This is a genomic window from Paenibacillus sp. F411, from assembly GCF_017582705.1.
Classification (GTDB): Bacteria; Bacillota; Bacilli; order Paenibacillales; family Paenibacillaceae; genus Paenibacillus_AQ; species Paenibacillus_AQ algicola.
Genome location: NZ_JAGFIP010000020.1, coordinates 35,415 through 51,931, shown reverse-complemented (window position 1 = coordinate 51,931; position 16,517 = coordinate 35,415). Strand labels below are relative to the sequence as shown.

General features: G+C 52.0%; 18 protein-coding genes and 1 other annotated feature. All 18 genes read left to right on the top strand.

The features are described from left to right. The first annotated feature begins 65 nt into the window (after positions 1-65). The 18 genes from ispD to rpoB all read left to right on the top strand — a co-directional run bounded on the left by ispD (position 66) and on the right by rpoB (position 16,451). Positions 66-764 (top strand): 2-C-methyl-D-erythritol 4-phosphate cytidylyltransferase, encoded by a 699-nt coding sequence (ispD, locus tag JJQ72_RS17840; RefSeq protein ID WP_138227169.1) that lies wholly within the window; start codon positions 66-68, stop codon positions 762-764. Continuing rightward, positions 761-1,249: a 2-C-methyl-D-erythritol 2,4-cyclodiphosphate synthase gene (gene ispF, locus JJQ72_RS17835; RefSeq protein ID WP_138227168.1), complete on the top strand. Its 489-nt coding sequence runs from the start codon at positions 761-763 to the stop codon at positions 1,247-1,249. The genes ispD and ispF overlap by 4 nt, the downstream gene beginning before the upstream one ends. A gap of 58 nt (positions 1,250-1,307) precedes the next feature. Next, on the top strand, positions 1,308-2,768 hold the full coding sequence (gltX, locus tag JJQ72_RS17830) for a glutamate--tRNA ligase (protein ID WP_208204490.1): 1,461 nt from the start codon (positions 1,308-1,310) through the stop codon (positions 2,766-2,768). A gap of 464 nt (positions 2,769-3,232) precedes the next feature. After that, positions 3,233-3,940 carry a serine O-acetyltransferase gene (gene cysE / locus JJQ72_RS17825; RefSeq protein ID WP_138227166.1) on the top strand — a complete coding sequence of 236 codons (708 nt, stop codon included), beginning with the start codon at positions 3,233-3,235 and terminating at the stop codon, positions 3,938-3,940. Positions 3,941-3,964: 24 nt separating this feature from the next. After that, the gene (gene cysS / locus JJQ72_RS17820) at positions 3,965-5,371 is read left to right on the top strand and encodes a cysteine--tRNA ligase (protein WP_208204489.1); all 1,407 of its coding nucleotides are present in this window, start codon (positions 3,965-3,967) and stop codon (positions 5,369-5,371) included. Continuing rightward, on the top strand, positions 5,368-5,811 hold the full coding sequence (locus JJQ72_RS17815) for a Mini-ribonuclease 3 (RefSeq protein ID WP_138227164.1): 444 nt from the start codon (positions 5,368-5,370) through the stop codon (positions 5,809-5,811). Before cysS ends, JJQ72_RS17815 begins: the two co-directional genes overlap by 4 nt. Before the next feature lie 75 nt (positions 5,812-5,886). Continuing rightward, entirely contained in the window at positions 5,887-6,636 is a 750-nt protein-coding gene (gene rlmB, locus JJQ72_RS17810) for a 23S rRNA (guanosine(2251)-2'-O)-methyltransferase RlmB (protein WP_208204488.1), read from the top strand. 7 nt (positions 6,637-6,643) lie between these two features. Beyond that, positions 6,644-7,168: an NYN domain-containing protein gene (locus JJQ72_RS17805; protein WP_208204487.1), complete on the top strand. Its 525-nt coding sequence runs from the start codon at positions 6,644-6,646 to the stop codon at positions 7,166-7,168. A gap of 157 nt (positions 7,169-7,325) precedes the next feature. After that, complete coding sequence (gene sigH / locus JJQ72_RS17800) at positions 7,326-7,973, top strand: RNA polymerase sporulation sigma factor SigH (RefSeq protein WP_138227162.1); 648 nt, start codon at positions 7,326-7,328, stop codon at positions 7,971-7,973. A 378-nt stretch (positions 7,974-8,351) separates the two neighbouring features. Then, on the top strand, positions 8,352-8,501 hold the full coding sequence (rpmG, locus tag JJQ72_RS17795; protein ID WP_006212941.1) for a 50S ribosomal protein L33: 150 nt from the start codon (positions 8,352-8,354) through the stop codon (positions 8,499-8,501). A 21-nt stretch (positions 8,502-8,522) separates the two neighbouring features. Then, positions 8,523-8,714, top strand: coding sequence for a preprotein translocase subunit SecE (gene secE / locus JJQ72_RS17790; RefSeq protein ID WP_138227161.1), 192 nt, complete (start codon positions 8,523-8,525; stop codon positions 8,712-8,714). A gap of 21 nt (positions 8,715-8,735) precedes the next feature. Then, the gene (gene nusG / locus JJQ72_RS17785) at positions 8,736-9,269 is read left to right on the top strand and encodes a transcription termination/antitermination protein NusG (RefSeq protein ID WP_138227160.1); all 534 of its coding nucleotides are present in this window, start codon (positions 8,736-8,738) and stop codon (positions 9,267-9,269) included. Between the two features lie 65 nt (positions 9,270-9,334). Beyond that, entirely contained in the window at positions 9,335-9,760 is a 426-nt protein-coding gene (gene rplK / locus JJQ72_RS17780; protein WP_138227159.1) for a 50S ribosomal protein L11, read from the top strand. 82 nt (positions 9,761-9,842) lie between these two features. Continuing rightward, positions 9,843-10,535, top strand: a complete 693-nt coding sequence (gene rplA / locus JJQ72_RS17775; protein WP_138227158.1) for a 50S ribosomal protein L1 — start codon at positions 9,843-9,845, stop codon at positions 10,533-10,535. Positions 10,536-10,603: 68 nt separating this feature from the next. Beyond that, positions 10,604-10,761 (top strand) — a sequence feature (ribosomal protein L10 leader region). 52 nt (positions 10,762-10,813) lie between these two features. Continuing rightward, entirely contained in the window at positions 10,814-11,317 is a 504-nt protein-coding gene (gene rplJ / locus JJQ72_RS17770; RefSeq protein ID WP_138227157.1) for a 50S ribosomal protein L10, read from the top strand. 62 nt (positions 11,318-11,379) lie between these two features. Continuing rightward, the gene (gene rplL / locus JJQ72_RS17765; RefSeq protein ID WP_138227156.1) at positions 11,380-11,742 is read left to right on the top strand and encodes a 50S ribosomal protein L7/L12; all 363 of its coding nucleotides are present in this window, start codon (positions 11,380-11,382) and stop codon (positions 11,740-11,742) included. Positions 11,743-11,950: 208 nt separating this feature from the next. Beyond that, positions 11,951-12,559 (top strand): class I SAM-dependent methyltransferase, encoded by a 609-nt coding sequence (locus JJQ72_RS17760; RefSeq protein WP_208204486.1) that lies wholly within the window; start codon positions 11,951-11,953, stop codon positions 12,557-12,559. Positions 12,560-12,905: 346 nt separating this feature from the next. Continuing rightward, complete coding sequence (rpoB, locus tag JJQ72_RS17755; protein WP_138227154.1) at positions 12,906-16,451, top strand: DNA-directed RNA polymerase subunit beta; 3,546 nt, start codon at positions 12,906-12,908, stop codon at positions 16,449-16,451. Positions 16,452-16,517 lie beyond the last annotated feature (66 nt).

Sequence of the window (16,517 nt, the reverse complement as noted above, 5' to 3'; positions counted from 1 at the left end):
GCGCCGCAGCAGGGATGACAGGCAAGCTTCTCTAAAGCGGGGCATTTTGGAACAGGGGTTTTGATATGTTTACGGGCTTCGGAGCCGTGATTGTAGCGGCAGGAAAAGGTTCAAGAATGGGCACCCGGGAAAGCAAGCAGTTTCTGGACATTGGCGGCAGGCCAATTGTGGTCCAGACCCTGGATATATTTAACCGCCTGCCATGGATGGAAGAAATCGTGCTGGTGACGGGGGAAGACGATGTGCCGCGCTGTCAGGACTGGATCTCGGAGTACGGATTGGACAAGGTCAAGGCTGTCGTCCCCGGCGGCCGGGAGCGTCAGGAGTCCGTGTATCTCGGGATCCTGCAGCTGCACAGTGAATGGGTGATGATCCATGACGGGGTACGTCCCTTCGTGACGCACGAGGAGATCGCAGCCTGCAGGGATACCGCGATCCGGGAGGGAGCGGCTGTGCTGGCCGTGCCTGTGAAGGATACGATCAAGCAGGTCAACGGGCAGGGCCTGATTACGGGCACACCGGCCCGTCAAAGTCTGTGGGCTGTGCATACGCCGCAGGCTTTTCGTCTTGCTGATTTGCTGCGAGCCCACGAGACGGCACAGCAGGACGGCTTTACGGCAACGGATGATGCGATGCTGCTGGAGCATCTCGGGCTGCCGGTGGCGATTACAGAGGGCAAATACAGCAATATCAAAATTACGACGCCGGATGATCTGGTGCTGGCGGCGTTGATGACACGAAACAAGGAGGAGTCGGATTCATGATTCGCGTAGGCCAGGGATTTGATGTGCATCAGCTGACGGAGGGCAGACCCTGCATTATCGGCGGGGTGCATATTCCGTACGAGAAGGGACTGCTGGGGCATTCCGATGCCGATGTGCTGCTGCATGCTTTGAGTGATGCGATTCTCGGCGCATTAGGTCTGGGCGATATTGGCAGACATTTTCCGGACACTGATCCCGCTTTTAAGGATGCCGACAGTCTGAAGCTGCTGGAAGAGGTGTGGAGCATGGCCAAGGAGAAGGGCTATTCGCTGGGGAATGCGGACTGTACCATTATTGCACAGAAGCCGAAGATGGCGCCGTACATCCCGCAGATGGCCGAAATTATGGCCAAGGCCATGAATGCCGAGCCGGAGCAGATCAATGTGAAGGCGACGACGACCGAGCAGCTGGGCTTTACGGGACGGGGCGAAGGCATTGCCGCGCAGGCGGTTGTCTGTCTCGTTTCAGATATGCTATCATCTTGAGCAAAGAAATCATTCAATATTTTACCAAAAAATGAATATGCCTACGGAGGAATCATCCATGACTGAAGAAGTCCGCGTCCGTTATGCGCCGAGTCCAACCGGACATCTACATATCGGCAATGCCAGAACGGCGCTGTTTAATTATTTGTTTGCCCGCAAGCATGGCGGGAAATTCATTATCCGGATCGAAGACACAGACGTGAAGCGCAACGTGGCCGGCGGCGAGGAGAGCCAGCTGAAATATTTGAAATGGCTCGGCGTGCAATGGGATGAAAGCGTGGACGTAGGCGGCGCCTACGGCCCTTACCGCCAGACCGAGCGCCTGGACCTGTACCGCACCTACTGGCAGGACCTGCTTGACCGCGGCCTGGCATACTACTGCTACTGCACAGAGGAAGAGCTGGAGCAGGAGCGGGAGGAGCAGATGGCCCGCGGTGAAACGCCGCGCTACTCCGGTAAGCATCGGAATCTGACAGAAGAGCAGCGCGCAGGCTTTGAGGCTGAGGGCCGGGTACCGAGCATTCGCTTCCGTGTTCCGGACGAACGCATTTATACCTGGGATGACATGGTGAAGGGCACGATCTCCTTCAACAGCAAGGAAACCGGCGACTTCGTCATTGTGAAAAAAGACGGCATCCCTACGTACAACTTTGCTGTAGCGCTGGATGATTCGCTGATGAAGATCAGCCACGTGCTTCGCGGCGAGGATCACATCTCCAATACGCCGCGTCAGCTGATGATCTACGAAGCGCTGGGCCTGACTCCGCCGCAGTTCGGTCATATGACCTTGATTACGAATGAGCATCACAAGAAGCTGAGCAAGCGGGATGAGTCGATCATCCAGTTTATCGAGCAGTATGACCAGCTGGGCTATTTGCCGGAGGCGCTGTTCAACTTCATCGCGCTGCTGGGCTGGTCCCCGGAAGGCGAGGAGGAAATTCTCTCCCGGGAGCAGCTGATCGAGATGTTTGATGCAAACCGTCTGTCCAAGAGCCCGGCTGTATTCGATACGAAGAAGCTGGAGCATCTGAACAATGCTTATATCAAGCAGGCGGACCCGGATGTGGTGGCGAATCTGGCGATTCCTCACCTCCAGAAGGCCGGCCGTCTTCCTCAGGAGCTGGATGCACAGGAAGAGTCTTGGGCACGCGCTTTGGTTGCCCTGTATCAGGAGCAGCTGACATCCGCTTCAGAAATTGTTGAATTATCCAGCGTATTTTTCCGCACTCATCTGGAAATGGATGAAGAGGCGGCAGAGATTATGGCAGGAGAGCAGGTGCCTGCTGTGCTGTCCGCACTTCGCCAGAAGCTGGAGGCAAGCGAGACATTTACCGCTCAGCACATCGCTGCCCTGATTAAGGAAGTGCAGAAGGAGACCGGCTTTAAGGGCAAGCAGCTGTTCATGCCGATCCGGGTAGCATTGACCGGGCAGACGCATGGCCGGGATTTGAATCAGACCATCTGGCTGCTGGGCAGAGATCGGGTGCTGGTGCGCCTTGAATCCCAGATCAAGGGCTAGGCTTGCAGCCTGGGCATGGAGACCTCTTGCCACAGCGTCTTCTTTTGAGTAGAATATAGAGCAGTATCAAGGTACGAAGTCATAATGAAACAGCAATGATCAGGAGAAGTACGCGTGAATGAAGGCGGATTACAGAGAGGATTGCGGGAGTGATGGTCATGCCAGGCATGGCTCCTCCAGGCTGAAAGCGATCCACTGCCGAGAGCGGAAATGCGCCTGGGAGCTGCATTGTTGAAGCGGTTTTTACGTTAGACAATGCCGGTCGTCCCCGTTACGGACTGGAGTGGAATCCGGGGTTTACCCTTGTTGGCGCTGTCAAGACGGCAGCTGATCAGGGCGTGCCAGGATTCAAGCAGAGTGGGACCGCGTAATCGACGTCTCTGCAGCGAGAGCTGCAGGGGCGTTTTTTGTTTTATATTTTGCAGACAGCGGGACGGTAGTGGTAAAGAGAGAGGGGGAGGACCATGTTCAAGCAGATGAAGTCGGATATTCGCACGGTGTTCGAGAACGATCCGGCCGCCCGTGGGTGGTTTGAGGTTGTATTCACGTACTCCGGACTTCATGCCCTGTGGGCGCACCGGGTGGCTCATGCGTTGTTCAAGAGACGATGGTACACGCTGGCCCGCGTCATTTCACAGATCAGCCGGTTTATGACCGGCATTGAGATTCACCCTGGTGCGCGCATCGGCCAGCGGCTGTTTATCGACCATGGAATGGGTGTAGTGATTGGGGAGACCTGTGAGATCGGCGATGATGTTGTCATTTATCAGGGAGTTACCCTGGGGGGCACGGGCAAGGAAAAGGGGAAACGGCATCCGACCATCGGCAGCAACGTGGTTGTCGGCTCTGGCGCCAAGGTACTGGGCTCCTTCTCCATTGGGGATAATTCCAATATCGGCTCCAATGCCGTCGTGCTCCGGGAGGTGCCGGCGAACAGCACGGTGGTGGGCAACCCGGGCAAGGTCGTGAAGCAGAACGGAGAGCGGGTGCGGGATCGGCTGGATCATACCCGGCTGCCGGATCCGGTGGTGGATATGCTGCGAACGATGCAAAAGGAAATTGATGAGCTGCGCGAGGAGCTGAGCCGCCGTCAGGAGACGGGGTCTGGGTCCGGTGATCCCGCTCGTGAACCTCTGGAGGCAGCGGTGCATAAAGATTTACAAAAGCGATAGGACGAAAGGAATGTGACCCTAACCATGGCACTTCACCTGTATAATACACTAACCCGCAAGAAGGAAGCTTTTCAGTCCAATGAACCTGGCAAGGTCAGCATGTATGTGTGCGGCCCGACCGTATACGACTATATTCATATCGGCAATGCGCGCCCGATGATCTTTTTTGATGTGGTGCGCGGTTATTTGGAGCAGCAGGGCTATGCTGTGAATTATCTCGTTAACTTTACCGATGTGGATGACAAAATGATCCGCAAGGCGGAGCAGACCGGAACGACCGTGCCGGAAGTGGCAGAAAAGTTTATTTCTGCTTATTACGAGGATCTGGACGGCCTGGGCATTCCGCGGGCAACGCTGAACCCGCGGGTGACAGAGAACATGAAACCGATCATCGGGTTCATCTCGGAGCTGATCGACAAGGATTTCGCTTATGAGAATGGTGGAGACGTATTCTACCGGACGCGCAAGTTTCAGGACTATGGAAAGCTCTCTCAGCAGAACCTGGATGAGCTGCAATTCGGCATCCGGATCGAGGTAGACCGGCGCAAGGAGAATCCGGAAGACTTCGTGCTGTGGAAAGCAGCCAAGCCCGGTGAAATTTCCTGGGATAGCCCATGGGGAAGCGGCCGCCCGGGCTGGCATATTGAATGCTCGGCCATGGCCCGCCGGTACTTGGGGGATACGCTGGATATTCACGGCGGCGGCCAGGATCTCCAGTTCCCGCACCACGAGTGCGAGGTGGCTCAGTCGGAAGCCTTGACGGGCAAGCCGCTGGCGAACTATTGGATGCATAACGGCTACATTCGAATCAACAATGAGAAAATGTCGAAATCACTCGGTAACGGTGTGCTGGTGCGGGAGCTGCGGAATCAATATACGAAGGAAGCGATTCGCTATTTCATGCTCTCGACACACTACCGCAACCCGCTGAATTTCAGTGATGAGGTGATGGATCAGGCACAGAGCAGCATTGATCGGATCAGCAATGCAGCCGGCAACATCCGTCACCGTCTGGAGCTGGCTGTGTCTTCACCGGATGGACATCCCAGCGAGACGGTTACTAAGAGAATGGCTGCTGTGCTGGCGGAGTTCCATCACAAAATGCAGGATGACTTCAATACACCGGACGCCATCACAGCGATGTTCCAATGGGCAGCAGAAGCCAATCAGCTGCTGCAGCAGACCTCCATCCCGTCAGAGGACCTGAAGCTTGCGCTGGCTGCCTTTGAAGAGATGAACGGGGTGCTTCGCATCGTGGACACACCGGCAGAAGAGCTGCTGGATGAAGAGGTTGAGCAGCTCATCCGCGAACGTGTAGAGGCCCGCAGCAGCAAGAATTGGGCGAGAGCCGATGAAATTCGCGATTTGCTGGCAGCTCGGGGCATCCTGCTGGAGGATACGGCGCAGGGGATGCGCTGGCGGCGTAAATGAGCGGCGGTCCTATGCAGGGACAGGACGGATGGTTTCCTTATCCGTCCTCCCGCCCTCTCCGCTTAATACCGCCGATTGTACTGGCGTATATAGGAGATGCTATATATGAGATGGCAGTTCGCCAGTATTTGATTTCCAAGCCGGGCTTGCGGCCGAATCACCTGCACCGGGCTGCAACCAGCCTGGTCTCCGCCCGGGCCCAAAGCGCAATTCTAAGCTTTCTGGAGTCCCGGTTAACGGAAGAGGAGAGAGATGTGGTCCGCCAGGGACGGAATGCCAAGTCCGGCAGCGTACCCAAGAATGCCGATGTACTGGAGTACAGGCATGCTACGGCGTTTGAATGTCTGGTAGGCTATCTGTATTACGCCAATCAGCATGACCGGCTTCGGGAGCTGATCGGCCAAGGTATTGAATACAAAGAAAATCATGTCGAATCATAAATGTCGAATCATGAAATAACCCAGCCGCCGACCTGCAGCACTCGCAGCATTGGCAGGCATCAGGAGGAAGCTGTTATGCAGGAAGAAGAAATCATTGCCGGGAAGCACTCGGTAACAGAGGCGCTCCGTTCGGGACGCACCATCAATAAAATATGGATTGCTGAAAATGCACAAAAGCATCTGACGCAGCCCATCATTGCTGAAGCCAGAAAAGCGGGGATCGTCATTCAAAATGTGGACAAGCGCAAGCTGGACCAGATGGTGCCCGGCGTGCAGCACCAGGGTGTTGTAGCCCAGGCAGCCCCATACGCGTACGCAGAGCTGGATGACCTGCTCAAGCGTGCTGAAGAGAAGGGGGAAGCGCCCTTCCTTTTGCTTCTCGATGAGATCGAGGATCCTCACAATCTGGGCTCCATCCTGAGAACCGCAGACTGCACGGGCGTTCATGGCGTCGTTCTGCCCAAGCGCCGGTCTGCCCAGGTGACAGCCACGGTATCCAAAACCTCGGCCGGAGCAGTAGAGTACGTTCCTGTCGCCCGCGTGACGAATCTTGCGCAGACGATTGAGCAGCTTAAGGAAATGGGTGTATGGATCGTAGGCACGGCCGTGGATGCAGCGGAGGATCTTTTTGAATCGACGGTATTCGACGGACCGGTTGCTATTGTTATTGGCAACGAAGGCAAAGGCATGGGGCGGCTGATCCGGGAGAAATGTGACGTGCTGGTCAAGCTTCCAATGTCCGGACAGATCAACTCCCTCAACGCTTCCGTAGCGGCAGGAGTCATTATGTACGAGGTGCTCCGCCGCCGCCGCGCCAAGGGGTAACGGGAAGATGGCCGATTGGCGGGATGTACTGCTGGTCGACGGCTATAATATGATCGGCGGCTGGCCCTTTCTGGCGAAGCTTGCCAAGGTCAGCATGCAGGAGGCGCGGGATGGCCTGTTGGAGAGGCTGGCGGACTATCAGGCTTTTTCGGGACTGCGCGTTATTGCGATTTTTGATGCTTATCTGGTGCCGGGGATCGGCAAGTCGTTTACGCAGGGGAAGGTGCAGGTGTATTTCACCAAGGAAAAAGAAACCGCTGATGAGTGCATCGAGCGCCTGGTAGTGGAGTTCAGCCATCGTCGACGCAAGATCTATGTCGCGACCAGCGATCTCATGGAGCAGCATGTTATTTTTGCGCTGGGCGCGCTGCGGATTCCGGCACGGGAGCTGCTAAGCCAGATCGAGCAAAGCGAGCAGGAGGTAAAGCGCCGGATCAGAGAGGACCGGGAGCGTTCACAGCGAAACACCCTGGAAGGCAAGGTTTCCGATAACATTCTTCAACAGCTGGAGCGCTGGCGGCGTGAGAAATAAAGACCGTTTAAAGACATCAAGCAGCACTTTACAGTTATGTTATTAATGTTCTAAAACAGGGATACTGTGGTTGACGGTCTGAAAGGCATCATATATACTTGTCATATATTTCAAGCGAGTGACGGGCTACCGTGCGTTCCGGGCCGGAGGGATTCTATTGAGTGTCGACCTCAAGGAAGTCATATTATTGTCGAGGTATGATGTTGCTAGTGATGAAGACATTGTCGAGGCGGTCCGTGAAGGTGAAATCGGGGCGTTGGAATATCTGATCAATAAGTACCGGAATTTTGTTCGTGCCAAGGCGCGCTCTTACTTTCTTATCGGCGCCGACCGAGAGGACATCGTTCAGGAAGGCATGATCGGTCTGTACAAGGCTATTCGGGATTTTAAGGGAGACAAGCTGTCTTCATTTAAAGCGTTTGCGGAGCTGTGCATTACACGGCAGATCATTACGGCCATCAAGACGGCTACGCGTCAGAAGCATATTCCCCTGAACTCCTATGTATCCTTGGACAAGCCGATTTATGATGAGGATTCGGACCGGACGCTGCTGGATGTCATTTGCGGCACGGCGGTGTGTGATCCGGAAGAGTTAATTATTAACCAGGAAGAGTTTGTCGGGCTGGAAGATAAGATGTCAGAAATTCTGAGCGACCTTGAACGCAAAGTACTCATGCTTTATTTGGACGGCCGCTCTTATCAGGAAATTGCCGTGGATTTAAGTCGTCATGTTAAGTCGATTGATAACGCCCTTCAGCGTGTAAAGCGGAAGCTGGAGCGATATTTAGAGGTGCGGGATCATTGATTGCGGAAGGGGAAGGCTCGGATTCGGGCCTTTTTTTGTTAGTGTGGGCTCTTGCAAAGGTTTCGTCTGGAGCGAGATTGACCATAATGGAAAGTAATGCATCCTTGGGATCAGAGAGAAAAAGGCTTGAAATGGCGAGTTCCATGTGATAAAGTGTTTCAGGTAGGCCTAAATTCGCGTTTTCATGAATGATCGCAGGAGCACCTAAAGCTCTAGCGGTTTATTCAGAATATGAGCAGGTACTGATTTTTTTTATTTGTGCAGGCTTATGTTCCGCGGGAATATTGGTGATCCGTCTTTATTCGGATAGCCGGTATTTCTACTAGGATTAATATCGGTTCTTCTGATGAAGAAGGACGTCTTCGGGAGGTGTACATCATGCGGGTAATTATCACTTTGGCTTGTACAAGCTGCAAACAAAGAAACTACACAACCACCAAAAACAAGCGAAATCACCCCGACCGCATGGAGATGAAGAAATTTTGCAAGTTCTGTAACGAGCAAACTCCTCATCGCGAAACCAGATAGTTTTTTGGAGGTGTAGTCGGCGTGAAACGTGGTTTCAAGTCTCTGTTTTCCTTTTTCTCTGAAAGCTGGGGTGAACTTAAAAAAGTTCGCTGGCCCAATCGTAAAGAATTGACAAACTACACGTTGATCGTTATCGGCACCATTGCGTTTGTCACTGTTTATTTTTGGGTTCTAGACATCGGCATCTCCGCTGTGATCGAAGCGATAATTTAGAAGGGTCCCAGGTGGCTTGATATGGAAAAAAGATGGTACGTAGTTCATACCTACTCTGGGTATGAGAATAAGGTCAAAGCCAATTTGGAAAAACGCGTCGAGTCCATGGGCATGGAGGACAAAATATTCCGCGTTCTTGTTCCGATGGAAGAAGAAGTGGTAGACAAGGACGGTAAGAAGAAGACCGTCATGCGTAAAGTTTACCCGGGATATGTCTTGGTCGAAATGATTCAAACGGATGACTCCTGGTATGTTGTTCGCAACACGCCTGGGGTAACGGGATTTGTCGGATCGACAGGTTCGGGCTCCAAACCCACAGCTTTGCTTCCAGAAGAGGTAGAACAGATTCTGAAGCATATGGGCATGGCAGAACCGAAGCCGAAGATCGAGTTCGACATCAAGGAATCCGTTCGGATCAAGGTAGGTCCTTTTGCGAATTTTGTGGGCTCCGTGGAAGAAATCTTGGTTGAGAAGAGTAAGCTGAAGGTGCACGTCAACATGTTTGGACGGGAAACCCCGCTGGAGTTGGATTATACTCAAGTGGAGAAGATATAAGGTTTCTTGTGGGAGGGCGCTACAAGGCGTCCGAGTACCACTATTGATGCAAGGAGGTGTCTCACATGGCTAAAAAGGTAATCAAGGTTGTTAAACTGCAAATTCCTGCAGGTAAAGCGAATCCAGCTCCTCCAGTAGGTCCGGCATTGGGTCAAGCGGGTGTCAACATCATGGCATTCTGTAAAGAATTCAACGCTCGTACTGCTGATCAGGCTGGCCTCATTATTCCGGTTGAAATCTCGGTATTCGAGGATCGTTCCTTTACATTCATCACTAAAACTCCACCGGCTGCTGTTCTGCTGAAGGTTGCTGCTAAGATCGAAAAAGGATCCGGCGAACCGAACAAGAAGAAGGTTGCAACGGTAAAGCGTGACGCAGTGCGTCAAATCGCGGAGCAAAAGATGGAAGACCTGAACGCTGCATCTGTTGAAGCTGCAATGCTGATGGTTGAAGGTACTGCCCGCAGTATGGGTATTACAGTTGAAGACTAGGTTCTATTGATCTTTACCCCGGACTTGATCCGGAATATGTGGGAGGACATTCCGCTAATACCACAAAGGAGGAACATTTAACATGGCTAAACATGGTAAGAAATATGCCGAAGCTGCCAAGCTGATTAACAGCGAAGCAACTTACGAGCCTTTGGAAGCCGTTGAACTGGTGAAGAAGGCAGCAACTGCCAAATTCGACGAGACGGTCGAAGCGGCTGTACGTTTGGGCGTTGACCCGCGTAAACAAGACCAGGCTGTCCGCGGTGTTGTAGTCCTGCCTCACGGCACGGGTAAAACACAGCGCGTACTGGTATTTGCAAAAGGTGAAAAAGCGAAGGAAGCCGAAGCGGCTGGCGCTGATTTTGTTGGCGATCAGGACATGATCAACAAAATCCAACAGGGCTGGTTCGAATTCGACGTCTGCGTAGCTACACCTGATATGATGAGTGAAGTAGGTAAATTGGGCCGTCTGCTCGGCGGTAAAGGTCTGATGCCTAACCCTAAAGCCGGAACGGTTACTTTTGATGTTGCCAAGGCTGTTCAAGAAATTAAAGCCGGTAAAATCGAGTATCGTCTGGACAAAGCAGGTCAAATCCACGCGCCAATCGGCAAAGTGTCCTTTGATGCGGCTCAACTGAACGACAACCTGAAAGCTTTGGTTGACGCTCTGAACCGCGCGAAGCCAGCGGCTGCTAAAGGTGTATACCTGAAGAACATCGCGATCTCTTCGACGATGGGACCTAGCGCACGCGTGAGCACAGCTAGTTACAGATAATAATTGCCATTGACTTTTGTCATGGACATTGATATGCTGTAACAGTTGTCATGAAGATGACTTGTTATTACATTCGAATATGCTTACCGTAGACAGTAGGTGCCGTTAGCAGGCTTAATCTCCTACCGAGGTGTTATGATAGAACGTCAACAGCTATGCCGATGATTCGGTATAGTGATGATTCATCAGGCCTTCGTGATTCTACGGAGGCTTTTTTGATGCCCGTAGGATGGGAAGTGTGACTTTCCAGCTAACCATACAATCAGGAGGTGTAAATATTGGCAAACGCAAAAGTGATTCAATCCAAGCAGGAAGCGGTGGACGCGGTTACTTCCAAGCTGCGCGAAAGCGTATCGACCGTTGTAGCGGACTATCGTGGACTGAACGTTGCCCAGGTAACTGAACTGCGTAAGCAGCTTCGTGAAGCCGGCATCGAATTTCAAGTATTGAAGAACACACTGCTTCGTCGTGCGACAGCAGCTGCAGAGCTGACTGAGCTGGACGAAGCGCTGACAGGACCTACCGCGATTGCATTCAGCAAAGACGATGCTGTTGCTGCGGCTAAAATCCTGAATGATTTCGCCAAGAAGAACGACGCATTGAAATTGAAGGGTGCCGTTGTTGAAGGCCGTGTTATCAGCACGGAAGAGATCAAGGCACTGGCAGAGCTTCCTTCTCGCGAAGGTCTCCTCTCCATGCTCCTCAGCGTGCTTCAAGCGCCAGTTCGCAACTTCGCGCTTGCAGTTAAAGCTGTGGCCGAGAAAGAAGAGCAAGGAGCGTAAGCTTCCTGTTCACCTAGCAGTATAAAACCAATAAACCTAATATAAATGGAGGTTCAACCCAAATGAGCAAAGAGCAAATCTTGGAAGCAATTAAAGGTATGTCCGTTCTGGAACTGAACGATCTGGTTAAAGCAATCGAAGAAGAATTCGGCGTAACTGCTGCAGCTCCAGTTGCAGTAGCTGGTGGCGGCGCAGCAGCAGCTGAAGCTGAGCAAACTGAGTTCGACGTAATCCTGAACTCCGCAGGCGCGTCCAAAATCAACGTAATCAAAGTTGTTCGCGAAATCACAGGTCTTGGCCTGAAAGAAGCGAAAGAACTGGTTGACAACGCACCGAAGCCACTGAAAGAAAAAGTATCCAAAGAAGACGCTGAAGCTGTTAAAGCGAAGCTGGAAGAAGCAGGCGCTGCAGTAGAAGTGAAGTAATTCATTTCTCCAAAGCTTGTGATTGAAATGACCAAACCCCTTGAATTTCGGTTCAAGGGGTTTGTTATTATAGGCAGCCACGGGAAGCTGATCCAGCTAGAATATGGCTTGCTGCATTCGGGTATACTGAAACTATGCAGGCATTTTTCGGCCCGAGGGTGCTAAGAGGTTGATAGGATGATTTCGGAAGGTGTGAGAAGGAGAGATTATGCCGAATCAGCATTACTATTCTAACAATCCGGAGTCGGGTCATGATCGGCGAAAGCTGGATGTTGTTCTTCGCGGTACGAAGCTGAGCTTCATCAGTGACGCGGGGGTGTTCTCCAAAGGGGGAATCGATTACGGCAGTAAGGTCTTGATTGAAGCCATGGAATTTCCGGCACAGGCTAAGGTGCTGGATGTGGGCTGCGGCTACGGGCCTATCGGATTGTCTGCAGCAAAGCTCGCCTCTGCCGGGCATGTCACGATGATAGATGTGAACAGCCGGGCTGTTGAACTGGCGAAGGAGAATGCTGCTCTGAACGGGATTGGCAATGTCACCATCCTGGAGAGTGATTTGTTTTCGTCTATTCAAGGCGAAGCCTTTGATGTCGTGCTGACCAATCCGCCGATCCGTGCAGGCAAAGAAACAGTGCACACTATTTTTGAAGAAGCGTATCGCCATCTTCGGGACGGCGGGGCGCTGTGGATCGTCATTCAGAAGAAGCAGGGCGCTCCATCTGCGAGAGCCAAGCTTGAAAGTCTGTTTCAGCAAGTAGAGGAAGTGACCAAGGATAAGGGATACCGTATCCTCAAGGCCGTTAAAGCGACAACATAAATGCAACAAACTGGGCATTGACCCGGCTTGTTCATTGTGGTATTATTATAAAATGTCAGTATTAGGATGGTCTCTTTATCTGTAGTTTGCTGAAATGTCAAGCCTTGACATGGCTAAGGCTGAATAAAGTCAGTCGTGTTGACGTATAATATGTACATTTTGGGCAAATCTACTGGATATGAGATGATTATCATAACCATGGATAAGCTGCTCTTTTTTCGAAACGTCTTCGATAAGGGCTTTTCTCTATTTATGGGAGTATCCTCTGTATGTTCCATTATAGTGTTACAAACAGAGGTTCGCAATGTATTTTTAAAAGTGAGTAGACATGAGGGGTGAGTTTAAGTTGGCAGGACATCTTGTTCAATATGGTCGACGCACTCGGCGAAGTTATGCACGTATTAACGAGGTACTCGAAGTTCCGAACCTGATTGAGATCCAACAAAAATCCTACGAATGGTTTTTGGAGGAAGGACTTCGCGAAATGTTTCAGGACATCTCGCCAATTCAGGACTTTACAGGAAACTTGGTGCTGGAGTTTATTGACTACAGCCTCGGAGAACCGAAATATACCGTCGATGACGCGAAAGAACGCGACGTTACTTATGCGGCGCCGCTCCGCGTAAAGGTTCGTCTCATCAACAAGGAGACAGGAGAAGTCAAGGAGCAGGAAGTGTTCATGGGAGATTTCCCGCTGATGACGGAAACCGGAACATTCATCATTAACGGTGCCGAACGGGTCATTGTCAGCCAGTTGGTTCGCTCTCCCAGCGTCTATTTCAGCACTAAAGTGGACAAAAACGGAAAGAAAACATACACCGCTACCGTTATTCCGAACCGTGGTGCCTGGCTGGAGCTTGAAACGGATGCGAAGGACATCGTTTATGTCCGGATCGACCGTACACGCAAAATTCCAGTGACGGTGCTGCTTCGCGCTCTGGGTTTTGGCACGGATGCCGAAATTCTGGACCTGCTCGGCAATGACGAGTACATTCGCAATACCCTAGATAAAGATAATACAGATTCTACAGAGAAGGCGCTCATTGAGATCTATGAACGTCTCCGTCCAGGCGAACCGCCGACGCTGGAGAATGCAAAGAGCCTGCTCGTCGCACGTTTCTTCGATCCGAAGCGTTATGACCTGGCGAATGTAGGCCGCTATAAGATTAACAAGAAGCTCCATATCAAGAACCGGCTGTTTAACCAGCGTTTGGCTGAAAGTCTGGTTGATACAGAGACGGGTGAAATTATCGCTGAAGCGGGTCAAACCGTGGATCGCCGTCTGCTGGATGAAATCATTCCGTACCTGGAGAACAATGTAGGCTTCAAAACCTATCATGTTGCCGGTGGCGTTATGGAAAGCGATGATATTCCGCTTCAGACTATTGATGTGTTCTCTCCGTTTGAGGACGGCAAGGTCGTTAAGGTTATTGCGAACGGAATTATCGACAAATCCGTAAAGCACATTACTCAAGCGGACATCATTTCTTCGATCAGCTATTTCATTAACCTGCTGCATGGCATCGGCGATACGGATGATATTGACCACCTGGGCAACCGTCGTCTTCGTTCTGTGGGTGAGCTGCTGCAGAATCAATTCCGTATCGGTTTATCCCGTATGGAGCGCGTAGTACGGGAGAGAATGTCCATTCAGGACGCTAGTGTGATTACGCCTCAGGCGCTGATCAACATTCGCCCGGTTATCGCATCGATTAAGGAATTCTTCGGAAGCTCTCAGCTGTCACAGTTTATGGACCAGACGAATCCGCTGGCAGAGCTGACGCATAAGCGTCGTCTGTCTGCACTCGGACCGGGTGGTTTGACTCGGGAACGTGCCGGCTTTGAAGTACGGGACGTCCACCACAGTCACTACGGCCGGATGTGTCCGATTGAAACACCGGAGGGACCGAACATTGGTCTGATCAACTCCCTTTCGACCTTTGCCCGCATTAACGAGTACGGCTTTATTGAAGCGCCGTATCGCTGGGTAGATCCGAAGACCGGACAAGTGACCACGCAGATTGATTACTTGACCGCGGACGAAGAGGATAACTATGTCGTGGCCCAGGCTAATGCGGAATTGACAGAAGAGAGTAAATTTAGGGACGATATGGTTATTGTCCGTTACAATAAGCAGTCGGATAACATTTTGCCAATGCCAAGTGAACGTGTAGACTACATGGACGTTTCACCGAAGCAGGTTGTATCTGTTGCGACCGCGCTTATTCCGTTCCTGGAGAACGATGACTCCAACCGCGCACTGATGGGATCGAACATGCAGCGTCAGGCTGTACCTCTGTTGATTCCTAAAGCTCCGCTGGTTGGAACGGGAATGGAACATAAATCCGCGAAGGATTCCGGTGTATGTATTGTATCCAAATACGATGGAATTATTGAGCGTTCGTCTGCGAACGAGATCTGGCTGCGCCGAGTTGAATCGGTAGACGGTCAAGAGGTCAAAGGCGATATCGTTAAGTATAAATTACACAAATTTATGCGTTCGAACCAAGGTACCTGCATTAACCAGCGCCCGATCGTACAGCGCGGTGATGTGATCCAGAAGGGTGACATCCTGGCGGACGGTCCATCCACGGAGATGGGTGAACTGGCACTGGGACGTAACGTAGTCGTTGCTTTCATGACCTGGGAAGGCTACAACTATGAGGATGCAATCCTGCTCTCCGAGAAACTCGTGAAAGAGGATGTTTACACATCCATTCATATTGAAGAATATGAGTCTGAAGCACGGGATACGAAGCTCGGTCCGGAAGAGATCACACGGGATATTCCGAACGTCGGGGAAGAAGCACTGAAGAACCTGGATGAGCGCGGTATTATTCGCATCGGAGCAGAAATCAGCGCGGGCGACATTCTCGTTGGTAAAGTAACGCCTAAGGGTGTTACTGAGCTGACAGCAGAGGAACGCCTCCTGCACGCAATCTTTGGTGAGAAGGCTCGTGAAGTCCGTGATACCTCGCTCCGCGTACCGCATGGTAGTGACGGGATTATCGTGGATGTTAAGGTGTTTACTCGCGAGAACGGCGATGAGCTGCCTCCGGGCGTGAATCAGCTGGTGCGCGTGTATATTGCTCAGAAGCGGAAGATCTCGGAAGGCGATAAGATGGCCGGACGCCATGGTAACAAGGGTGTCGTTGCGCGGATTTTGCCGGAAGAGGATATGCCTTTCCTTCCAGACGGCACGCCGGTACAGGTTGTTCTTAACCCGCTGGGGGTACCTTCCCGGATGAACATCGGACAGGTGCTGGAGGTTCACTTGGGTATGGCTGCGCTGCAGCTGGGAATCCATGTCGCGACCCCGGTATTTGACGGTGCCAGCGAGTACGACGTGTTTGATACGATGGAAGAAGCAGGCATGCAGCGCAATGGTAAGACCGTGCTGTATGACGGACGTACGGGAGAGCGCTTTGAGCGCGAGGTTACCGTTGGCGTCATGCACATGATCAAGCTCGCGCACATGGTTGACGATAAGATTCACGCCCGTTCCACGGGTCCTTACTCTCTCGTTACACAGCAGCCGCTGGGTGGTAAAGCTCAGTTCGGCGGTCAGCGTTTCGGGGAGATGGAGGTATGGGCACTGGAAGCCTATGGTGCTGCATATACCCTTCAGGAAATCCTCACCGTCAAGTCCGATGATGTGGTTGGTCGTGTGAAGACTTACGAGTCTATCGTCAAGGGCGAGAATGTACCGGAGCCAGGAGTTCCGGAGTCGTTCAAAGTATTGATCAAGGAGCTTCAGTCCCTCGGTATGGATGTCAAAATCCTGAGCGAGGACGAGCAGGAGATCGAAATGAAAGAGCTGGACGACGAGGATGAGGGCGGCAACGATAAGCTGAGCCTCAACCTGGAAGGTGCGGAAGTCGGAGTAGAATAATTGTCATGCCACCCCGCCGGTGAACAGCCGGCGGTGGTGTTGTGAGTGAAAGCCATATAACTAGGA